19 protein-coding genes are annotated in these 22,346 nt (G+C 53.8%); 12 read left to right on the top strand and 7 right to left on the bottom strand.

Annotation, left to right across the window (positions count from 1 at the left end):
- Positions 1–4: 4 nt before the first annotated feature.
- The 3 genes from cyoA to OVA10_RS19540 form a co-directional block, all read right to left on the bottom strand.
- Complete coding sequence (cyoA, locus tag OVA10_RS19550) at positions 5–952, bottom strand: cytochrome o ubiquinol oxidase subunit II (protein WP_100777408.1); 948 nt, start codon at positions 950–952, stop codon at positions 5–7.
- Positions 953–1,431: 479 nt separating this feature from the next.
- A complete protein-coding gene (ampG, locus tag OVA10_RS19545) occupies positions 1,432–2,907 on the bottom strand; it encodes a muropeptide MFS transporter AmpG (protein ID WP_268196646.1) in 1,476 nt (491 codons plus the stop codon).
- 46 nt (positions 2,908–2,953) lie between these two features.
- On the bottom strand, positions 2,954–3,532 hold the full coding sequence (locus OVA10_RS19540; protein ID WP_100777406.1) for a lipoprotein: 579 nt from the start codon (positions 3,530–3,532) through the stop codon (positions 2,954–2,956).
- A 305-nt stretch (positions 3,533–3,837) separates the two neighbouring features.
- Here OVA10_RS19540 and bolA point away from each other — a divergent pair, with 305 nt between their 5' ends.
- The 9 genes from bolA (at position 3,838) to OVA10_RS19495 (ending at position 14,209) form a co-directional block, all read left to right on the top strand.
- Positions 3,838–4,155 carry a transcriptional regulator BolA gene (bolA, locus tag OVA10_RS19535; protein WP_100777405.1) on the top strand — a complete coding sequence of 106 codons (318 nt, stop codon included), beginning with the start codon at positions 3,838–3,840 and terminating at the stop codon, positions 4,153–4,155.
- A gap of 333 nt (positions 4,156–4,488) precedes the next feature.
- Positions 4,489–5,787 (top strand): trigger factor, encoded by a 1,299-nt coding sequence (gene tig / locus OVA10_RS19530; protein WP_100777404.1) that lies wholly within the window; start codon positions 4,489–4,491, stop codon positions 5,785–5,787.
- Positions 5,788–6,047: 260 nt separating this feature from the next.
- The gene (gene clpP, locus OVA10_RS19525; RefSeq protein ID WP_003021624.1) at positions 6,048–6,671 is read left to right on the top strand and encodes an ATP-dependent Clp endopeptidase proteolytic subunit ClpP; all 624 of its coding nucleotides are present in this window, start codon (positions 6,048–6,050) and stop codon (positions 6,669–6,671) included.
- 126 nt (positions 6,672–6,797) lie between these two features.
- Complete coding sequence (gene clpX / locus OVA10_RS19520; protein WP_095281003.1) at positions 6,798–8,072, top strand: ATP-dependent protease ATP-binding subunit ClpX; 1,275 nt, start codon at positions 6,798–6,800, stop codon at positions 8,070–8,072.
- A 181-nt stretch (positions 8,073–8,253) separates the two neighbouring features.
- Complete coding sequence (gene lon, locus OVA10_RS19515) at positions 8,254–10,608, top strand: endopeptidase La (protein WP_123429375.1); 2,355 nt, start codon at positions 8,254–8,256, stop codon at positions 10,606–10,608.
- 210 nt (positions 10,609–10,818) lie between these two features.
- On the top strand, positions 10,819–11,091 hold the full coding sequence (gene hupB, locus OVA10_RS19510; protein WP_010428111.1) for a nucleoid-associated protein HU-beta: 273 nt from the start codon (positions 10,819–10,821) through the stop codon (positions 11,089–11,091).
- 211 nt (positions 11,092–11,302) lie between these two features.
- On the top strand, positions 11,303–13,177 hold the full coding sequence (gene ppiD, locus OVA10_RS19505) for a peptidylprolyl isomerase (RefSeq protein WP_268196645.1): 1,875 nt from the start codon (positions 11,303–11,305) through the stop codon (positions 13,175–13,177).
- Between the two features lie 148 nt (positions 13,178–13,325).
- Complete coding sequence (locus OVA10_RS19500) at positions 13,326–13,712, top strand: helix-hairpin-helix domain-containing protein (protein ID WP_123429373.1); 387 nt, start codon at positions 13,326–13,328, stop codon at positions 13,710–13,712.
- A 98-nt stretch (positions 13,713–13,810) separates the two neighbouring features.
- Positions 13,811–14,209 carry a YbgC/FadM family acyl-CoA thioesterase gene (locus OVA10_RS19495; RefSeq protein WP_095281007.1) on the top strand — a complete coding sequence of 133 codons (399 nt, stop codon included), beginning with the start codon at positions 13,811–13,813 and terminating at the stop codon, positions 14,207–14,209.
- Between the two features lie 43 nt (positions 14,210–14,252).
- Here OVA10_RS19495 and queC read toward each other — a convergent pair whose 3' ends face one another.
- The 3 genes from queC to OVA10_RS19480 all read right to left on the bottom strand — a co-directional run bounded on the left by queC (position 14,253) and on the right by OVA10_RS19480 (position 17,648).
- The gene (queC, locus tag OVA10_RS19490) at positions 14,253–14,948 is read right to left on the bottom strand and encodes a 7-cyano-7-deazaguanine synthase QueC (RefSeq protein WP_100777400.1); all 696 of its coding nucleotides are present in this window, start codon (positions 14,946–14,948) and stop codon (positions 14,253–14,255) included.
- A gap of 67 nt (positions 14,949–15,015) precedes the next feature.
- Positions 15,016–16,716 (bottom strand): SgrR family transcriptional regulator, encoded by a 1,701-nt coding sequence (locus OVA10_RS19485; RefSeq protein WP_268196644.1) that lies wholly within the window; start codon positions 16,714–16,716, stop codon positions 15,016–15,018.
- 20 nt (positions 16,717–16,736) lie between these two features.
- Complete coding sequence (locus OVA10_RS19480; RefSeq protein WP_268196643.1) at positions 16,737–17,648, bottom strand: LysR substrate-binding domain-containing protein; 912 nt, start codon at positions 17,646–17,648, stop codon at positions 16,737–16,739.
- A gap of 191 nt (positions 17,649–17,839) precedes the next feature.
- Between OVA10_RS19480 and OVA10_RS19475 the strand changes: the two genes are divergently transcribed.
- The 3 genes from OVA10_RS19475 (at position 17,840) to cof (ending at position 21,198) form a co-directional block, all read left to right on the top strand.
- On the top strand, positions 17,840–19,030 hold the full coding sequence (locus tag OVA10_RS19475; protein WP_268196642.1) for an MFS transporter: 1,191 nt from the start codon (positions 17,840–17,842) through the stop codon (positions 19,028–19,030).
- 15 nt (positions 19,031–19,045) lie between these two features.
- Positions 19,046–20,230, top strand: coding sequence for an amidohydrolase (locus tag OVA10_RS19470; RefSeq protein WP_268196641.1), 1,185 nt, complete (start codon positions 19,046–19,048; stop codon positions 20,228–20,230).
- A 149-nt stretch (positions 20,231–20,379) separates the two neighbouring features.
- Positions 20,380–21,198: an HMP-PP phosphatase gene (gene cof, locus OVA10_RS19465; protein WP_268196640.1), complete on the top strand. Its 819-nt coding sequence runs from the start codon at positions 20,380–20,382 to the stop codon at positions 21,196–21,198.
- 50 nt (positions 21,199–21,248) lie between these two features.
- Here cof and OVA10_RS19460 read toward each other — a convergent pair whose 3' ends face one another.
- A complete protein-coding gene (locus tag OVA10_RS19460) occupies positions 21,249–22,295 on the bottom strand; it encodes a PLP-dependent cysteine synthase family protein (RefSeq protein WP_100777395.1) in 1,047 nt (348 codons plus the stop codon).
- Between the last annotated feature and the right edge of the window lie 51 nt (positions 22,296–22,346).

Genomic DNA, 22,346 nt, shown 5'->3' with positions numbered 1-22,346 from the left:
CCCCTTAGTGAGAGGTTTCCGCGTGGCTCATGTCCATGCCTTCCATACCTTCGTGCGAGCTGTGCTCACCTTCTGGCTGAGTCATGTTCATGCTCTTCCCGTGGTCCATAAATTTGTTCACAACGTCTTTAAACAAATCAGGTTTCACGTTAGAGAAGTACTCCACCTTGTTGTATTCGCTAGGTGTTGCCACTTTCTCGAATGCCGCCATGTCAGACATGGTGTTAGTAGACTGTTTCGCTTTAGCGACCCACTGGTCGAAAGCGGCACGGTCCGGCGTCGCGATAGCTTTGAACTTCATACCTGAGAAGCCCGGGCCACTATAGCTGGCGGAGATACCGTCGTAGGTGCCTGCTTCATTCGCGATCAGGTGCAGGTTTGTCTGCATACCGGCCATCGCGTAGATCTGGCTGCCCAGACGCGGAATAAAGAAGGAGTTCATCACGGAGTTAGAAGTGACTTTGAACTGCACCGGAGTGTTCGCCGGGAAGGCGATTTCATTCACGGTAGCAATGCCCTGCTCCGGATAGATGAAGAACCATTTCCAGTCCATGGAGACCACTTCAATGGTAATCGGTTTTTCATCGTGAACCAGCGGTTTGCTCGGCTCAAGCGCGTGAGTGGTTTTCCATGTCAGCACGGCAAGGAACAGGATGATCAGGATAGGCACCGTCCAGACCACAGCTTCCACTTTATTGGAGTGTGACCAGTTAGGGCTATACTTCGCATCTTTATTGCTCGCACGGTACTTCCAGGCGAAACCAACTGCCATCAAAATGGCAGGAATAACGACAATCATCATCAGGCCGAAGGCCGTCAGAATCAGTGAACGTTGTTCCAGTCCAATCTGTCCTTTGGGGTCGAGAAGCGCAGAATCACAGCCACTGAGTAAAACAGTGCCTGCAAATAACGACAACCATCCCAAACTTTTATTGTATTTCCTAAGTGTCATTTAACGACCTCAATTCCACGGGGACCTGGTGGCGTTTAAAGTGTGGGGGCATTTTACGGGAAGGTTACATTACTGTAAACATCATTAGCCCTGTGTCAGGAAGGTGTTACCGGGTTCTGCCGCACGTGTCACATGTGTTGCAAATTATGTCTATTTTTAAGACAAAAGCCCGATGGTACGGGAGTTATAACGAAAGGGCTTACAAGGATACCGCAAACGGGGCAATTGGTATAACCATTGTTAAAAATAAACAATAAATTAACAAAAAAGCATCAATTAAAAGACAATTGAAATACGAAAATTTAATCTGCCAGAAGCTGAATCGTTTAACGAAAAATAGCGAAGCAGGGGAGGTTCCAATAATTTCCGGAACCTATCCAGCACAAAACAACAAATATTTTTTCTGGCCGAGGTCGGTTATTTCTCCGTTATAATTTCGTGTCGTTATTACCACGGTAAATAACCTTTCGGTTTTAGCTTCAGGTCAGCCGCTTTTTACGCAGTGCCATGAAATCGAGAAGACCCCCGGTGACAATCCCGATGACAGCAAGTAACCCGCCGACGTCCAGCAGGATCGCTTCAAACGGCAGTTCAAGCGCCGTGGAGGCGTTGATAATCAACAGGATCAGCCACAGCGCCAGCATCACACAGCCGACCAGCAACAGCCGCAGGGCAAAACGATAAGCGCCCTGATATTCTGTGCGCGGCATAAAGTGATCCGTCTTCTGGGTATATTCCAGCGTCTGTCGGCAGACGAGCAGCAATAATATTCCTGGGACCGCAGCAAAAACGGAGAACAGATAAAACGTCGGCCAGCCGTGCGCTTCGACAAACCAGCCTGCAATCGGCCCGACATACACCCGACCGACGGCGGAAAGGGCAGAGAGCAGCGCAAACTGTGTCGCGGAAAACGACTTATTGCAGAGCGTCATTAACAGGGCGACAAATGCCGCTGTCCCCATCCCGCCGCACAGGTTTTCAAAGAACACGGCGGCAGCCATGCTGAACATCTGTTTATCGGTAATAGAGAGCAGCCAGTAACCGGCGTTGGAGACGCCCTGCAAAATGCCGAAAATCAGCAGGGCGCGGAACAGCGACAGACGCTGCATCAACACGCCGCCATACAGCGCGCCTAAAATGGTTGCAAACAGCCCCAGCGTTTTATTCACCACGCCGACTTCACCCGCATCAAACCCCACACCGCGAATCAGGAACGTGGTGGTCAGGCTCATGGCAAACGCATCGCCGAGCTTATAAAGGACAATCAGTAGTAAAATCAGCCAGGCATTGTTGCGCCCGAAGAAGTCCCGCAGCGGTTCGGCGACGGCCTGCTCGAGCGTGCGGGGAACCGGGATAACATCGCTCGGTTCAGGGGCAAAAAAGGTCGCAATAATGCAAGGGATAAGCAGGGCGGCCATCAGCCAGTACATCCCCTGCCAGCCGAGATAGCGGTCGGCCAGCCACAGGGCTAACCCGCCGGACACCAGCATCCCCAGGCGATAGCCCAGAACGCTAATCGCCGCGCCGGTCCCGCGTTCTTCTGCCGGTAGTACATCCGTTTTCCAGGCATCAAAAACGATATCCTGCGAGGCTGAACAGAAGGCGATCACCACCGCCAGAGCGGCCATCCAGCGTAATTGTGTTGACGGCTCCAGGAACCCCATCGCGGCGATCGCCAGCAACAGCAGAATCTGAGTCATCACCAGCCAGCCACGGCGTCTGCCGAGGAATGGCGGGGTATAGCGGTCCATCACCGGCGACCATAAAAACTTAAAGACATAGGCCTGGCCGACAAGTGAGAAGAACCCAATGGTTTTGAGATCGATATTCTCGACCGTCATCCAGGCCTGAAGCGTGCCGGACGTGAGGGCGAGAGGTAAACCGGAGGCGAAACCAAGGATCAGCAATATCGCTGATTTTGGCTGCTGGAAAATACGCAAGTAATGACTGGACATGTTTCTATATGACTGACCCGGCGAAGCGCCGGGTCAGTGTGCGGGATTAACGCGCGTTCTGCTTGATGAATTCGTGAATGCTGGTGTCCTGCGCCATGTCGGCGATGGTATCCGTCAGCACGCTATTCACTGCGTTAGCAATGTTCTGGTTGGAGGCCTGGAAGGCACCTTCAACCGAGTAGCTTGCACGATAGTTTTTGTTCATCTTGTTGCCGTTCTTCGCGGTGGCGATGATGGCGATATCCGCTTTAGTGGAGATATTGTAACGCACGTTGCCCTGAGAAACGTCGGCATACAGATTGTTGACAATGATCTGCAGATCAACAGCACCGCTTGGACCAACCATGTAACCGCGAGCGGTCATCTGTTTTTCCAGCACTTCCTGCAGCAGGAAGCGCAGGTCGCGGGAAGCGGTCAGCGTCACCTGCTGGTTGTCGCGAGTCACTTTCGCCAGCGCTTGATCCTGACGCTGATCGGCACCGTTAATACTCACGGTGACGCCCATCAGGCTTGGGTCCTGCTGTGGCAGGGTAATTTTTGGCGAAACGTCAATGGTGGTCGGCGGAGTGGCGCAACCAGCCAGCATGAAGAGAGCTACCAGCGGAAAGAAGAGTTTTTTTAACATTTCAGGTTCTCAACGGATCGTTAGCATATACAGAGAAAAATTGCCGCCATCATAACATCGCTAACGGCAAGGGGAAGTGGTCAACGCATGTAAATTCATCGTCTTGTCTGAAATCTGACCACCACTGACATTTTCTTTACTGCACCAGGGACAAAACGTATGAGGGAGACAGTGAACTTCATCCATTTGAATGAGGAAATCAGACGAAAGCTAAATATTTGTTGTCTTGATGTAATGGAAGCGGTAAAAGCGGCTAACATTTAAAGGGATGGGTGACATCTCAGCGTTGTCAGAGGAGTAATATCATGATGATACGTGAACAGATCGAAGAAAAACTAAGGACAGCGTTTAATCCCGTGTTCCTCGAAGTTGTCGATGAGAGCTACCGTCATAACGTGCCGGCCGGTTCTGAAAGCCATTTCAAAGTTGTACTGGTTAGCGACCGCTTCGTAGGGGAACGCTTCCTTAATCGTCACCGTATGATCTACGGAACGTTGACGGAAGAACTCTCCTCCACAGTGCATGCGCTGGCCCTTCATACCTACACCATTAAGGAGTGGGAAGGGTTGCAGGATACGATCTTCGCCTCACCACCTTGTCGGGGTGCGGGAAGCATCGCGTAATCGATCCGGGTTGCAACCGCTGGAGTTTTTCCAGTATGTTGCATACAGAATGATGTCAAGACGGCCTGCGGGCCGTTTTGTTTTGTCTGCGTTTTGAACGTGTGGGGCGAATTTTAGGCCAAAAATAGCCTTAAATTGTGAAAAAAGCCGCAGCTAGATGCCCCAACCGTTCTCGACTCACCCAAGTGATGCCGCTATAATGCCGCGTCTTAATGAATGTCTTCGGGATGATTCTGGCGACAGGGAATGTGAATCTGCTAAATAGTGAGCATCCCGGTATTGCGAGACAAATTCAGAGTTGACCGAGCACTGTGATTTTTTTGAGGTAACAAGATGCAAGTTTCAGTTGAAACCACTCAAGGCCTTGGCCGCCGTGTAACGATTACTATCGCTGCTGACAGCATCGAAACTGCTGTGAAAAGCGAGCTGGTCAACGTAGCAAAAAAAGTACGTATTGACGGCTTCCGTAAGGGTAAAGTACCGATGAATGTCGTTGCTCAGCGTTATGGCGCTTCTGTTCGCCAGGACGTGCTGGGTGACCTGATGAGCCGCAACTTCATTGATGCCATCATCAAAGAAAAAATCAATCCAGCCGGCGCACCGAACTACGTTCCGGGCGAATACAAACTGGGCGAAGACTTCACCTACTCCGTAGAGTTCGAAGTTTACCCAGAAGTTGAGCTGAAAGGTCTGGACACCATCGAAGTTGAAAAACCAATCGTTGAAGTGACCGACACCGACGTTGACGGCATGCTGGATACTCTGCGTAAGCAGCAGGCGAACTGGAAAGACAAAGACGGCGCTGTTGAAGCAGAAGACCGTGTCACCATCGACTTCTCCGGTTCTGTAGACGGCGAAGAGTTCGAAGGCGGCAAAGCGACTGACTTCGTACTGGCGATGGGCCAGGGTCGTATGATCCCAGGCTTCGAAGACGGTATCAAAGGCCACAAAGCGGGCGAAGAGTTCACCATCGACGTGACCTTCCCTGAAGAATACCACGCTGAAAACCTGAAAGGTAAAGCAGCGAAGTTCGTTATCAACCTGAAGAAAGTTGAAGAGCGCGAACTGCCAGAACTGACTGAAGAGTTCATCAAACGTTTCGGCGTTGAAGATGGTTCCGTAGCCGGTCTGCGCGCAGAAGTGCGTAAAAACATGGAGCGCGAGCTGAACGGCGCCGTGCGTAACCGTGTGAAATCTCAGGCTATCGAAGGTCTGGTGAAAGCGAACGAAATCGACGTTCCTGCAGCACTGATTGACAGCGAAATCGACGTTCTGCGTCGCCAGGCTGCACAGCGCTTCGGTGGCAACCAGCAGCAAGCGCTGGAACTGCCTCGCGAACTGTTCGAAGAGCAGGCTAAACGCCGCGTTGTAGTCGGTCTGCTGCTGGGCGAAGTGATTCGTACCCACGAGCTGAAAGCTGACGAAGATCGCGTGAAAGGCCTGATCGAAGAGATGGCTTCTGCTTACGAAGATCCGCGTGAAGTGGTTGAGTTCTACGGCAGCAACAAAGAGCTGATGGACAACATGCGCAACGTAGCCCTGGAAGAGCAGGCTGTTGAAGCGGTTCTGGCTAAAGCAAAAGTGACTGAAAAAGCCACTTCTTTCAACGAACTGATGAACCAGCAGGCGTAATTCTGCCCCAACGGTTTAAAGTTTGAACAAAAACCCGTTGCCATTTGGTAACGGGTTTTTTTTATCGCAGTAATAGCCCAGGAAGAGTGCTAAAACGCCCTTTCAGTGTTAGCGTTACACCAAAAGATTGTTATGCTTGAAATATGGCGATGCCGTCCCCATAAGTGTGTAATCACGATGAATGAGACTGGCTGATAATCCGTCCATAAGGTTACAATCAGTACAGCAGGTATTTTCCAATTTTTATCCAGGAGACGGAAATGTCATACAGTGGCGAACGAGATAACTTTGCACCCCATATGGCTCTGGTGCCAATGGTTATTGAACAGACCTCTCGCGGTGAACGTTCTTTTGATATCTATTCCCGTCTGCTCAAGGAACGCGTTATCTTTCTGACCGGCCAGGTGGAAGACCATATGGCGAACCTGATCGTGGCGCAGATGCTGTTCCTGGAAGCGGAAAACCCGGAAAAAGACATTTACCTGTATATTAACTCCCCTGGCGGCGTGATCACTGCCGGGATGTCCATTTATGACACCATGCAGTTCATCAAGCCTGACGTTAGCACCATTTGTATGGGGCAGGCGGCATCGATGGGTGCGTTCCTGCTGACCGCAGGGGCAAAAGGCAAACGTTTCTGTCTGCCAAATTCCCGCGTGATGATTCACCAGCCGCTGGGCGGATACCAGGGCCAGGCGACAGACATTGAAATTCATGCGCGTGAAATTCTGAAAGTGAAAGGGCGCATGAATGAACTTATGGCGCACCACACGGGTCAATCACTTGAGCAGATCGAGCGTGATACCGAGCGCGATCGCTTCCTCTCCGCATCAGAGGCAGTTGAGTACGGCTTAGTCGACTCCATTTTGACCCATCGTAATTGATGCCCACGGCGCGAGTGTGCCGCTATACTAAGGTAGGCGGCATTTTGCTTCACAGTAACTTGCGTCTGAGAATGGCATTTGCGTCGTCATGTGCGGCACAAAGAACTTAAAAAGAGGTTTGGACTCATGACAGATAAACGCAAAGATGGTTCGGGCAAACTGCTGTACTGCTCTTTTTGCGGCAAAAGCCAGCATGAAGTGCGAAAACTGATTGCCGGGCCGTCCGTGTATATCTGCGACGAATGTGTCGATTTATGTAACGACATTATCCGCGAAGAGATTAAAGAAGTAGCGCCTCATCGTGAGCGCAGCGCATTGCCGACTCCGCACGAGATCCGTCATCATCTTGATGATTACGTCATCGGCCAGGAACCGGCGAAAAAGGTGCTGGCAGTTGCAGTGTACAACCACTACAAACGTCTGCGTAACGGCGATACCAGCAATGGCGTTGAGCTTGGCAAAAGTAACATTTTGCTGATCGGCCCAACGGGTTCCGGTAAAACGCTGCTGGCCGAAACGCTGGCACGTCTGCTGGATGTTCCGTTCACCATGGCTGATGCTACCACGCTGACCGAAGCCGGTTACGTGGGTGAAGACGTTGAAAACATCATTCAGAAGCTGCTGCAGAAGTGTGACTACGACGTGCAGAAAGCCCAGCGCGGTATCGTATATATCGATGAGATCGACAAAATCTCTCGTAAATCCGATAACCCGTCCATCACCCGTGACGTATCGGGCGAAGGCGTGCAGCAGGCTCTGCTGAAGCTTATCGAAGGTACGGTTGCCGCCGTTCCGCCGCAGGGTGGACGCAAACATCCGCAGCAGGAGTTCTTGCAGGTTGATACCTCTAAGATCCTGTTCATCTGCGGTGGCGCGTTCGCAGGGCTGGATAAAGTGATCGCCAACCGTGTTGAAACCGGCTCCGGCATTGGTTTTGGCGCGACGGTGAAAGCCAAGTCCGAGAAAGCGAACGAAGGCGAACTGCTGTCACAGGTTGAGCCAGAAGATTTGATCAAGTTTGGTCTGATTCCTGAATTCATCGGTCGTCTGCCGGTAGTGGCAACGCTGAATGAGCTGAGTGAAGATGCGCTGATTCAGATCCTGAAAGAGCCGAAAAATGCGCTGACCAAGCAGTATCAGGCATTGTTCAATCTGGAAGGCGTGGATCTGGAGTTCCGTGACGAAGCGCTGGTCGCTATCGCGAAGAAAGCGATGGTCCGTAAAACGGGTGCGCGTGGTTTGCGCTCAATCGTTGAAGCGGCGCTGCTCGACACCATGTACGATTTACCGTCCATGGAAGATGTCGAAAAAGTGGTGATCGACGAATCCGTTATCAGCGGCCAATCTAAACCAATGCTGATGTATGGCAAACCGGAAGCCCAGCAGGCGTCTGGCGAATAATTAGCCAAATCATACAAGCAGTTAATCAAAAAGGGGGGATTTTATCTCCCCTTTTATTTTTCCTTATTCATAGCGTTGAATGTGTGGGAAACATCCCCATATACTGGTTACATGTTTATGGTTGTGTAACACAGTGACATGACCTGCTTACCTGGCGGACACTAAACTAAGAGAGAGCTCTATGAATCCTGAGCGTTCTGAACGCATTGAAATCCCCGTATTGCCGCTGCGCGATGTGGTGGTTTATCCGCACATGGTCATACCCTTATTTGTAGGGCGGGAAAAATCTATCCGTTGCCTTGAAGCCGCCATGGATCATGATAAGAAAATCATGCTGGTGGCGCAGAAAGAAGCATCAACGGATGAGCCGGGTGTAAACGATCTTTTCACCGTCGGGACCGTGGCCTCTATTTTGCAAATGCTGAAGCTGCCTGACGGCACCGTGAAGGTGCTGGTAGAGGGCTTGCAGCGTGCGCGTATCACTACGCTTTCTGACGATGGCGAACACTTCTCTGCCAAAGCGGAGTACCTTGAGTCGCCGCAGCTCGACGAGCGCGAGCAGGAAGTGCTGGTGCGCACGGCGATTAGCCAGTTTGAAGGCTATATCAAGCTGAACAAAAAAATCCCACCAGAAGTGCTGACGTCGCTCAATAGCATCGACGATCCTGCGCGTCTGGCGGACACCATCGCTGCACACATGCCGCTGAAGCTGGCTGATAAACAGTCCGTGCTGGAGATGTCCGACGTGAACGAGCGTCTGGAATATCTGATGGCGATGATGGAATCCGAAATCGATCTGCTGCAGGTTGAGAAACGCATTCGCAACCGCGTCAAAAAGCAGATGGAGAAATCCCAGCGCGAGTACTATCTGAACGAGCAAATGAAAGCCATTCAGAAAGAGCTCGGCGAGATGGACGACGCCCCAGACGAAAACGAAGCGCTGAAGCGTAAGATCGACGCGGCGAAAATGCCGAAAGAGGCAAAAGAGAAAGCCGAAGCAGAACTGCAGAAGCTGAAAATGATGTCTCCGATGTCGGCTGAAGCGACTGTGGTTCGCGGCTATATCGAATGGATGGTACAGGTACCGTGGAATGCCCGTAGCAAGGTCAAAAAAGACCTGCGTCAGGCGCAAGAGATCCTCGATACCGACCACTACGGCCTTGAGCGCGTCAAAGACCGTATCCTTGAGTATCTTGCGGTTCAGAGCCGTGTGAACAAGCTGAAAGGCCCGATTCTGTGCCTGGTAGGGCCTCCTGGTGTGGGTAAAACCTCCCTGGGTCAGTCCATCGCCAAAGCTACCGGACGTAAATACATCCGTATGGCGCTCGGCGGCGTGCGTGATGAAGCGGAAATTCGCGGTCACCGTCGCACGTACATCGGCTCCATGCCGGGTAAACTGATTCAGAAAATGGCGAAAGTGGGCGTTAAAAACCCGCTGTTCCTGCTTGATGAGATCGACAAAATGTCTTCGGACATGCGTGGCGATCCGGCGTCTGCTCTGCTTGAAGTGTTAGACCCAGAACAGAACGTGGCGTTCAGCGATCACTATCTGGAAGTTGACTATGATCTCAGCGATGTGATGTTCGTAGCGACCTCCAACTCCATGAACATTCCGGCTCCGCTGCTGGATCGTATGGAAGTGATCCGTCTGTCCGGTTACACCGAAGACGAAAAACTGAACATTGCCAAGCGCCATCTGTTGTCGAAACAGATTGAGCGTAACGCACTGAAAGAGAACGAGATTACGGTCGACGACAGTGCGATTATCAGCATTATTCGTTACTACACTCGTGAAGCGGGCGTGCGTAGCCTTGAGCGTGAAATCTCTAAACTGTGCCGTAAGGCGGTTAAACAGCTTCTGCTGGATAAATCCCTGAAGCACATCGAGATCAACGGCGACAATCTGCACGAATATCTGGGCGTACAGCGCTTTGATTATGGCCGTGCCGATAACGAAAACCGCGTGGGCCAGGTGACCGGTCTGGCATGGACGGAAGTGGGCGGCGATCTGCTGACCATCGAAACCGCCTGTGTGCCAGGCAAAGGCAAGCTGACTTACACCGGTTCTCTGGGCGAAGTCATGCAGGAGTCCATTCAGGCAGCGCTGACCGTGGTCCGTGCGCGTGCGGAGAAGCTGGGTATTAATCCAGACTTCTACGAAAAACGCGACATTCACGTCCACGTTCCTGAAGGGGCTACGCCGAAAGACGGCCCAAGTGCCGGTATCGCGATGTGTACCGCGCTGGTCTCCTGTCTGACGGGTAACCCGGTGCGTGCTGATGTGGCGATGACGGGTGAGATCACGCTGCGTGGTCTGGTGCTGCCGATCGGTGGTTTGAAAGAAAAACTGCTGGCTGCACACCGCGGTGGTATTAAAACCGTATTGATCCCGCATGAGAACAAACGTGATCTGGAAGAGATTCCTGACAATGTTATCGCCGATCTGGATATCCATCCGGTGAAACGCATTGAGGAAGTTCTGAGCCTCGCACTGCAGAATGAGCCCTCTGGAATGCAGGTCGTAACCGCAAAATAGTGACCTCGCGCAAAGAGCGCTAAGAAAAACAAGGCTGACAGGTGATTTCTCACTTGCCAGCCTTTTTTTGTATAGCTAATTTAGATTGCTGATTGGGTTAGCCATCAACAACGGGTGTTGTAAGGTCATGGCAGGCCTGATATAACTGCTGCGCGGTCGCGTCGTGAAGGATTCAGGCGCGATATAAATTATAAAGAGAGGAAGAGAACAGTGAATAAATCTCAACTGATTGACAAAATTGCTGCGGGTGCTGATATCTCTAAAGCTGCGGCTGGACGTGCGTTAGATGCATTAATTGCCTCTGTAACTGAATCTCTGCAATCCGGGGATGACGTTGCGCTGGTAGGTTTTGGTACTTTTGCTGTTAAAGAGCGTGCTGCCCGTACTGGCCGCAACCCTCAGACCGGTAAAGAGATCACCATCGCTGCCGCTAAAGTGCCAGGTTTCCGTGCAGGTAAAGCACTGAAAGACGCAGTAAACTGATCGCTTTCTCGTTCAAGGGAAGTTGAAAAGTACAAGGGCGCATCATTTGATGTGCCTTTTTTGTTTGTCCAGCGCGACTTTATGCGAGTTTATGCGCGTTGTGGGCTGACATTTACCCCGGTTTCTTGTCACAATACAACCTTACGCGCTGCGGTCAGGATTTTCCCCAGCGTGAGGTCACCAGTCACCTACAGCGGAGTGTGGTTTCACCATGATGGACAACTTACGCACGGCTGCTAACAGTCTCGTGCTCAAGATTATTTTCGGTATCATTATCGTGTCGTTTATTTTGACCGGTGTGAGTGGATACCTGATTGGCGGTAGTAGCAACTACGCCGCGAAAGTGAATGGCCAGGAAATCAGCCGCGGGCAGTTTGAAAATGCCTTTGCCGGGGAACGTAATCGCATGCAGCAACAGCTCGGCGAACAGTTCTCTGAGCTTGCAGCGAACGAAGGCTATATGAAAACCCTCCGTCAGCAGACCGTGAATCGTCTTATCGACGAAGCGCTGCTCGATCAGTATTCCCGACACCTGGGGCTGGGCATTAGCGATGAGCAGGTCAAAAAGGCCATTTTCGCGACCCAGGCTTTCCAGTCTAACGGTAAATTCGATAACTCCCGCTACACCGCCATCGTCAATCAGATGGGGATGACGCCGGATCAATACGCTCAGGCGCTGCGTAATCAGCTGACCACACAGCAACTGATTAACGCGGTAGTCGGTACCGATTTCATGCTTAAGGGCGAAACCGACGAGCTGGCAGCCCTGGTGGCTCAGCAGCGTGTCGTTCGCACCGCAACGATTGATGTCAACGCACTGGCGGCAAAACAGTCAGTCAGCGACGACGAGATCAAAGCCTACTACGAGCAGAACAAAAACAACTTCACCGCACCTGAGCAGTTCCGTGTGAGCTACATCAAGCTGGATGCCGCAGCGATGCCGGAAACAGCGTCTGACAGCGAAGTACAGTCTTACTACGACCAGCACCAGGATCAGTTCACTCAGGCGCAGCGTAACCGTTACAGCGTCATTCAGACCAAAACTGAAGCCGATGCTAAGGCGGTTGTCGACGAGCTGGCTAAAGGCGCCGACTTTGCGACACTGGCCAAAACGAAATCCACCGACATCATCTCTGCGAAAAACGGCGGTGATATGGGCTGGCTGGAAGACGCTACCACACCAGACGAGCTGAAAAACGCGGGCCTGAAAGAGAAAGGCCAGCTGTCCGGTGTGATCAAATCCTCTGTCGGTTTCCTGGTGGCGCGTCTGGATGATGTCCAGCCTGCTAAAACTAAACCGCTGGCTGACGTTCGCGATGATATCGCCGCGAAAGTGAAGCAAGAGAAAGCGCTGGATGCGTACTACGCGCTGCAGCAGAAAGTGAGCGACGCGGCAAGCAACGACAACGTATCTCTGGCGGGTGCTGAGCAGGCTGCTGGCGTGAAAGCCGTAGAAACGGGCTGGTTCGGTCACGACAACCTGCCTGAAGAGCTGAACTTCAAACCGGTTGCCGATGCCATCTTCAACGGTGGTCTGGTGGGTGAGAACGGTACGCCGGGCAGCAACTCTGACATCATCACCGTTGACGGCGATCGTGCGTTTGTTCTGCGTATTGCGGAGCATAAAGCCGAAACCATCAAACCGCTGGATGCTGTGAAAGATCAGATTGCTACTCTGGTCAAACACACCAAAGCAGAACAGCAGGCGAAGCTGGATGCAGAAAAACTGCTGGCTGAGCTGAAAGCAGGAAAAGGTGATGCGGCGCTGAAAGCGGCGGGTCTGAGCTTCGGTGAGGCGAAAACCCTGAGCCGTACAGGTCAGGATCCGGTGAGCCAGGCGGCGTTTGGTCTGAGCCTGCCTGCGAAAGACAAACCGAGCTTTGGTACGGCGTCTGACATGCAGGGCAACATCGTTCTGCTGGCGCTTGACGAAGTGAAAGCAGGCACCATGCCGGAAGAGCAGAAAAAAGCGATGGTTCAGGGCATCACCCAGAACAACGCCCAGATCGCTTTCGAAGCACTGATGAGCAACCTGCGCAAAGACGCTAAAATCAAGCTGGGCGATATCATCACGCAGCAGCAGTAATTACGGCGCTGCTCGCAGATTTTCGCAACGCACTGCAATATTTAAAGGCCGCTTACGCGGCCTTTTCCATTTCTGAAATCTGCTGTTTGTTGTTGTTTTTGAGGGCGGGTATTGTGGCTTCGCTGTCAACAAACAAGGAGAAAACAGCATGAAACATGGAATCAAAGCACTTTTAATGACGCTTGCGATCGCCACAACGGGGATGAGTTTTAGCGCACTGGCGGCGACACCGGCAGCGAAGGCGCATACCGTTGCGACGACGGCTGAAGCCACCACGCCGGACGCGGCAGCTTCCCAGCCTAAGGCGACCGCCAGCAATAAAGCGACCGACGACGAAGGTACCCGGGTCAGCATCAACTCTGCTTCGGCAGAAGATCTGGCGCGCGTCATGAATGGCGTTGGGCTGAAAAAAGCGCAGGCCATTGTCGGCTATCGTGACGAATACGGTCCGTTTAAAACCGTCGACGATCTGAAGCAGGTACCGGGGATCGGTAACGCGCTGGTTGAGCGCAACCTCACGCACCTGACACTGTAATCACACAATAACTTGCACAGTGGCAAAATTTTGCCAGGATAAAGAGGTCATACCAGTTATGACCTCTCATCCTATAACAATTACAGGGCTAGTGCGCTATGCAGACTCAGATCAAAGTACGCGGTTACCATCTCGATGTTTACCAGCATGTGAATAATGCTCGTTATCTCGAATTCCTCGAAGAGGCTCGCTGGGACGGGCTGGAAAACAGCGAAAGCTTCCAGTGGCTCACGGCGCACAACATCGCTTTTGTGGTTGCCAATATCAATATCAACTACCGCCGTCCTGCGGTGCTGGGCGATCGCCTGACGGTGACGAGCCAGTTGCAGCAGTTAAACGGTAAAAGCGGCGTGTTGAGTCAGGTCGTGACGCTGGACCCCGAAGGGCAGGTGGTGGCTGATGCGCTGATTACCTTTGTCTGCATTGATTTAAAAACGCAGAAAGCGCTGCCGTTAGAAGGCGAGTTACGCGAGAAGCTCGATCTGTTAATCGAATAATGTTGCGACCGGGTGAATGTCCTTCACCCGGTCGCGGCAGGGCTTATTTCAGCCCGGTTTTTTTCTTCATCAGCGCCATCACTGCTGGCTTATCGGCCAGGTAATGATTCAGACCGTTGGCGCGCAGGTTACAGGCGGCACATTGCCCACAGCCGTCGCCTTTGATGCCGTTGTAGCAGGTCAGCGTTTCATTACGTACCAGATCCAGTTTGCCCCAGTAGTCGGCTAACGCCCAGGTCTCGGCTTTATCGAGCCACATCAACGGCGTTTCAAAGCGAATCTCTTTTGCCATACCCAGATCCACGGCGTGATTAAGCGCTTTCACGAACTCGTCGCGGCAATCCGGGTAGCCGGAAAAATCGGTTTCGCACACGCCGGTGATGATCGCCTCCGCTTTCACCTGGTAGGCATAAATTGCGGTGAGCGTCAGGAACAGGATATTGCGGCCCGGTACAAAGGTATTGGGGATGCCGCTGGCATCAGGCTCATAGTCAGGGACAGGAATACTGTCGCGCGTCAGGCTGCTGACAGCCAGTTCGTTTAACAGCGTGACGTCCAGCACTTTATGCGCACGTGCGCCCAGTTTCAGCGCCAGTTCGCGGGCCACGTCGATTTCAGCGCGATGGCGCTGACCATAATCAAACGTCACACAATGCACTTCATCATATTGATGCAGGGCCTGAACCAGACAGGTGGTGGAATCCTGTCCTCCGCTGAACACGACGACGGCACGTTTCATAAATAGGTCTCAACAGTATCGGTAAAAACAATATGGTAACGTCTGGCACGCGTGGCGACCAGCTTCTTCACGCGTTCGGGGCAGGAAGCCAGGCCTGCGAAAAATCAAACCAGCCGCGGGTATTAAGGCGAATACCGTTCACTCCCGGCGGCGCGCTGATTTGATACTGATAGTTAAAGAGAGGCGTTAAAACCGCATTCTCCATCAGATGGGTGAAAATCGACTGCAAACCGCTGTGCCGCGTGTGCTCGCTGACCTGCGTCTGTACCGCATCCAGCGTCGCCTGAAGATGGGCATACTGCGGCGCGCTGAGCAGATGCGGCCACAAGGTATCGCAGCGCAGCCACTGCTCAAGCGTATATCCCGGCGCTTCGCCGATCAGTCTGTCACCCATCATCAGATCCGCTTCGGCCAGATTGCCGCAGCCGTCCCAGGTTTTAGCATCATGGAAAATGACGTTGAGCGTACAACCCTGCTTTGCCAGATACTGTTTGAGCTGTTCAGCCATGGTGTGCAATTCAACGGGCAAATGGTAAATCAGGGTCAGCGTGTCGGGGAGAGGAACATCCCGCAACTGCGGCCATTCGGGAATGGTCCAGCCCGGCAGCAATTCGTGCGCGGGGGTAATCAGGTTTTCATCCAGTGGCAGGGTATGCAGAAGCGTCGTGTGATGGATAATCGTGATGAGCCGCTGCGCCTGCCTTTTACTCAGGCGGCCACTCTGCTTGAGCGTGAGATAGCAAAAGCCAAGACTGGTGCTGCTGCTGACCAGACGCAGATTAGCCAGTTCGTCCGGCTGCCCTATCGCGATTTGTACCGGATGACGACAGCTGGTGCCTAAATCCTGCTCAAACAGTTGCGGAGTGATCCAGTATTCAATGGCTTTGATTAACGGGTGGCTGAGGTGGTATTGCTCATGGCTTTCCAGGCGCACCAGATCGGGTTCAAACACCGCCAACCGGAACGGGCCGCAGCCTGTCAGGGGGCGTTCCGGATGGGCGAGACGGCTGCAATAACTGGCCAGACGATGCGCCAGCCAGTAATCAGGCTGATGCAATTCAAAGGTGAGGCACTGGGGATGCGTTACCTCAACGTTCAGCACGCTGTTAAACAACCGTCGCAGGGCGGGGAGGGCAAAGAGTTCGAGCAGGCTCGCGCGCAGCTGTGCGGTTTCGACCTTATCGCCGTTGTGCCAGTGCAACGTCGAACGGATGTAAAAATGCCAGCGTAAGCCATCGGCTGACACTTCCCAGTGATGGGCAAGATCCCCGGCAGGTTCGCGGCTGTCGTCGTCAAAGCGCGTCAGCCCGGAAAAGACCTGTCCGACCAGGTGCTGTTCCGCGCGTCCCGGCAAAAAGCCCGAATGGAGCGGATCAAGAGAACGGTAATAAGGTATTCGCAACGTGGGCGTATCGTTTTGCCACTGGCCGCCGAGGAAAGGATGCAGCAAGGCGCGCAGCTCCGGTGCGGCCAGCTGCGCCAGCTCTAGCGCATCGTGCTGTTGCCCGCGCATCAGCGCCTGCTCCATCATCTCATTGCGCAGGCGGTCCGGGGTAACGTGAAAGGTTAAGGTGCCGCGTTTGCCTCGCCCGGACTGTGCCTTCCAGCTCAGCCAGCCAGCCTCCTGCGCCTGGCGCAACAGCGTACGCACGTGCCGCTCGCTGCAAAAGCAGCGTTCCGCCAGTTCCGCGACGGTAATTTGCTGCGGCTCACCGGCAGAGGGCTGCCAGAGGCGTTGAAACTGATTCAGTCTGTTGAGTTGACGCATCTTCGGTGCCCGTTGAAAAGTTAGTGCCAGTCATAGGCCTGACAATGGTGACGCAGCAGATCCAGCAGTCGGCGCGCCGCGAACGTCAGCGGCGATTTTTGCGAATACAGCACGTGATACTCGGCCTGCGGAAGGCCGTTAATATTCAGCAGGCAGAGCTGATCCTGTAAACCGAACGGAGCCTGCATCGCACGCGCCACAATGGTCAGATAATCCGACTGTAACACCAGACTCAGCCCTGAGATCATCGAATCCGTGCGCACGGGCGTTTCCGCCAGCTGTGGCAGAAAATCGTTCGCTGAAAGCCGAAGCTGCTGGTAATACCCCATATCGGTCTCCGGCAATACCCAGCGAGCATTTTGCAACGCATCGAAGGTGGTGGCCTGCGCCAGAGGATGGCCTTTGCGGGCAATAATGCCGAAGGAGGCATTGAACAGCGGTTCGCGCACGAGATCGTCCAGGGGTAAGCCTGGGCCTGCCGTCCCGACAGCGAAATCCAGTCGCCCCTCCCGCAGCGCGGGCAACAGCATCGAAAGCTGCCCCTCTTTCACCAGCAGCGTGGAGTGAGGAAGCTGCGTCCGGAAGGCGTCGTTTAGTGCCGGAAAGACCGTCAGGGCCAGCAGAGATGAAATGCCCATCGCCACCGCCCCCTGCGAAAACTGATCGATCTGGCGAATTTCATCGGCCGCTCGCTCCAGCTCCTCCAGAATAAACTGCATCCGCTGAGAAAACGCCCGCCCGGTTTCCGTCAGCGTCATCCCCTGATTCCCACGCACAATCAGCCGCGTCTCCAGAGTCTGTTCCAGTTCGCGCAGCGTTCTGCTGACCGCCGGTTGAGATTGCCCTAAAGCTCTGGCCGCACCGCGAATACTACCGCTACGGATAACCTGCTGGAAAACCTTCAGTTGCTGTAATTTCGGCAGATAGCGCAACCCGTACCCCTATCAGTAAAAAGTATCACCTGTACAAAAATTGTATCTTATGGCCGGGTGGCAAAGCTGCTAACGTCGATGAAGAATCCACATAATCTGTTGTTGTTCAGTCTGTTATGTGATGCATGTCGCATTTTAATTTCACCTGTCGACAACTCTCTGGCGGGGTGATAACAAAAGGGATATCGGCTATGAAAAATCGTTTCCTGATGATCTTCCTGCTCTTTGTCGGTTATGTGGTGGTGTATCTCGACAAGACGGTGATGGGTTTTGCGCTCTTGCCCATTGAACGTGAATTTGATCTTCGGCCTGAGCAGCTGGGTTATATCACCGGGATCTTCTTTCTCGCCTATTCCCTGTTTCAAATCCCCGCAGGCTGGCTGAACGATCGCTTCGGCTACAAGAAAGTGTTGAGCGTCTCACTCTGTCTGCTCGGCGGCTTCGCCCTGTGCTTTGGGATGCTGGGATTCGGCCTGGGGCTGCTGGTCACTTTTCGTTTTTTATCGGGGATTGGGCATTCCGGTTATCCCTGCTCCTGCGCCAAAGCGGTGGTCTCGAACTTCTCCCTGGAGAAGAGAACTTTCGCCCAGTCGATTTTGCTCTCATCGGCCGGCTTCGCCATGACTGCCGGGCCGCTGATTGCGGTCTATAGCCTGAATTCCCTCGGCTGGCGCGGCTCTTTTTCGATCCTCGGTCTACTGGCCTTTGCGATTGCCGTCGCCATTATGCTGTGGGTGCCGAATCCGACGCCGGTCAAACCGCACACCGGCGCAGTCACAGGCTATCGTGAGCTGCTGAAAAATCCCATTGTGGTGCTGCTGTTTGTCGCGATCTTCTGCATCAACATTCCGTCCTACGGCCTGATGGCGTGGCTGCCGAAATATCTGGTGCAGCAGCGCGGAATGTCGCTGGATATTTCCGGGCTGGTGGTGGCCGCAGGAGGGCTGGGTATCTGGATCTCGTCGCTGGCGACGGGATGGCTGGTGGGGCGCTATATGCAGGGGAGGGAGCCAAAAGTGATTTTTTGCTGCGCATTGCTAAGCGCAGTCTGCATCTGGCTGGTCTACACCTCCACTTCGGCGTTCACCGCCGGGCTGCTGCTGTTCTTTGGTTATGTTTTCCTGATGGCCGCTTTCGTGACCGTATTTACCTTACCCATGAAACGACTGCCGCCGGAGGTGATGGGCGCGGCGATGGGGATTATCAACACCGGTGGGACGCTGGGCGGTTTTGTCGCCCCGATTGCAATGGGGTATTTGATTACCGTCAGTCGCGACTACCTCTCGACGTTTGTTTTTCTGGCGCTGGCAATGGTGGTTGCCGGGCTTGCCATGTTGCCGCTGGCGCTGAAAACGCGCTCCGCTCTGAGCGATGTGGCTTAACTGAGGAGACATGTGATGGCATTTACGATTGAAGCGATGCTGGCTGATGTGAAAGAGGACGTTTTGCGCTGGCGCAGACACATTCATGCTCATCCAGAGCTTTCATTTCAGGAGCATAAAACGGCGGACTATATTGCCGATGCGCTGGCCAGTTTTGGCGGTTTAACGCTGACGCGCCTGACGCCCAACAGCGTCATTGCCGATCTGAAAGGGGCGTATGACGGGCCGTGCTACGCGCTGCGTGCCGATATTGACGCGCTGCCCATCCAGGAAGAGAACGACGAAGCCTTTTGTTCGACGGTGCCGGGCGTGATGCATGCCTGCGGCCATGATGCGCATGCCGCCATGCTGCTCGGGGCGGCGAAAGTGCTGACACAGTGCCAGTCGATGCTGCACGGCTCGGTGCGCTTTATCTTCCAGCACGCCGAAGAGGTGCCGCCGGGAGGCGCGCAGGAGCTGGTTGATCTCGGGGTGCTCGACGGGGTGGAAAAAATCTTCGGGCTGCACGTGATGCCGAATTTCCCGACGGGGGAAGTCGGGCTGAAAGAGGGCGTCTTCTGCGCCTCAACGGATAATTTTGATATCACCATTGTGGGCAAGGGCGGGCATGGCTCCATGCCGCATCTGTGCATTGATCCGGTGGTGATTGGCGCGGAAGTGGTGACGGCCCTGCAAAATGTGGTGTCACGTCGCACCGATCCGCTTCAGGTACCGGTCCTGACCATCGCCACCTTCCAGAGCGGCGAAAGCTATAACGTCATCCCGGAGCGCATCAAACTGGCGGGGACGTTGCGAACCCATCACGACAGCGTGCGTCAGCAGGTGCCACAGCAGATGGAGCAAATTATAGCGGGCATTACCGCCGCGCACGGCGCGCAGTTTACCCTGAACTGGACGCGGGGTTACGCCAGCGGCAATAACCATCCCGAGGCCTGTGCGATTGCCCGCAAAGTGATTCGCGCGACGCTCGGCGATCAGGCGCTGCGGGAGATTGCGCATCCTCTGTTCGGCGGCGAAGATTTCTCTTCCTATCAGCAAAAAGTACCGGGCTGCTTCCTGTTTATCGGCAGCGGCAATGAGCACATCGGGGCGACCTACGGCGTACATAATCCGCGATTCCGTCTGGATGAAGCGGCGTTGCAGACGGGTGTCAGACTGCATGTTGGATTTATTCAGCACCTGCTTCTTAATCAAGCCTGATTCTCTCCCCCAGCAAAACGCTGCAACCGCAGCGTTTTTTACGCCTGTAAAAAACCCGGAACAATAATAATCATCTATTCACTATTACTTCCGTATATCGCGGGCAATACTGATACCCAGATTAACCCCATCACATTTTCGGAGTCATCATGGCGCGGCTTGCAGCATTCGATATGGACGGCACGCTCTTAATGCCGGATCACCGCTTAGGAGAGAAAACCCTGAGCACGCTGAAGCGACTGCATGAGCGTGATATCACCCTGACGTTTGCCACGGGCCGTCATGTTCTGGAGATGCGCCACCTGCTCGGCAAACTGTCGATGGATGCTTTTCTCATCACCGGCAACGGTACGCGCATTCACTCGGTGGAAGGCGAAATGTTGCATCGTCAGGATCTGGACCCGGAAGTGGCGGATCTGGTGCTGCACAGCACCTGGGATACGCAGGCCAGTATTCACGTGTTTAACGACACCGGCTGGCTGACGGGCGAAGAGATCCCTGAACTGCTGAAAGCGCACGTCTACAGCGGTTTTCGCTACCAGCTGATGGATCTGCGCCGTATCCCTGCGCACTCGGTGACGAAAATCTGTTTCTGCGGCGATCACGACGATCTGTGCCGTCTGCGCATTCAGCTTAATGAAGCGTTAGGCGACCGTGCGCACCTGACCTTCTCGGCGGTGGAGTGTCTCGAAGTGCTGCCGGTGGGATGCAACAAAGGGTCTGCGCTGGCGGTCCTGAGCGACCACCTCGGTTTAACGATGCAGGATTGTATGGCATTTGGCGATGCCATGAACGACCGCGAAATGCTGGGCAGCGTAGGTCGCGGTGTGATTATGGGAAATGCGATGCCGCAGCTGATTGCTGAGCTGTCGCATCTCCCGGTTATCGGACATTGCCGTAACGAAGCGGTGTCCCATTTTTTGACTCATTGGCTGGATAAACCAAACCTCCCGTATTCCCCCGAATAGTGAGACCCTTCCAGCAAGCCAGACGTCGATGTTTATCGGTCTGGCTTTTTTTATTTTGTCATCTGCGCAATTTGCGCTTTCCACGGCTCGATGTCGCCAATATTGGCTTTCACCCAGTCCGCGTTGTAGTAGGTATCCAGATAACGTTCTCCGCTGTCGCACAGCAGCGTGACGATAGAACCGCTCTTGCCCTCTTCGCGCATCCGCACGGCCAGCTGTAGCGCGCCCCACATGTTAGTCCCCGTGGAAGCCCCCACTTTACGGCCCAGCTGCGTTTCCAGCCAGTGAGCGGTGGCGACACTTGCCGCATCCGGCACGCGCAGCATCTCATCGACCACATCAGGAATAAACGACGGCTCCACGCGCGGGCGGCCGATACCTTCGATTTTACTGCCCACCGGGCTGCGCAGGCTGGCGTCACGGTTTTGCCAGTAGTCGAGGAACACGGAGTTTTGCGGGTCAACCACCATCAGTTTTGTATCGTAACCCTGGCAGCGAATATAGCGGCCAATGGTGGCAGAGGTCCCGCCGGTGCCCGCGCTCATCACGATGTAAGACGGTTCCGGATGCGGTTCATTCTTCATCTGGCGGAAAATACTGTCGGCAATGTTGTTATTCCCGCGCCAGTCGGTTGCACGTTCGGCGAAGGTAAATTGATCCATGTAATGGCCGTTCAGCTCGCGGGCCAGCATTTCTGACGCGGCGTAGATTTCGCAGGCGCTTTCAACAAAATGACAGCGTCCGCCGTAAAACGCGATCTGCTCAATTTTGCGTTTTGCGGTGCAGGAGGGCATCACGGCGATAAACGGCAGGCCAAGCAGACGGGCGAAATAGGCCTCGGACACGGCAGTCGAACCCGACGACGACTCAATAATCGTGGTGCCCTCGTTGATCCAGCCGTTACACAGCCCATACAGAAAAAGCGAACGCGCCAGACGATGCTTCAGGCTGCCGGTCGGATGAGTGCTTTCATCTTTCAGGTAGAGCTGAATTCCGGAAAACCCCGGCAGGGCGAGGCGGATAAGATGGGTGTCCGCCGAGCGCTGATAGTCGGCATTGATTTCGCTGATTGCGTGTTTGACCCAGGTGCTATTCATCGTGTGTATCCATTTGTCATTTTGTGCCTAGGATAGCGAAAAGCACAGAAA

The organism is Lelliottia sp. SL45, assembly GCF_026672535.1.
GTDB classification, from domain to species: Bacteria; Pseudomonadota; Gammaproteobacteria; order Enterobacterales; family Enterobacteriaceae; genus Enterobacter; species Enterobacter nimipressuralis.
This window is presented reverse-complemented; position numbering and strand designations above follow the sequence as displayed.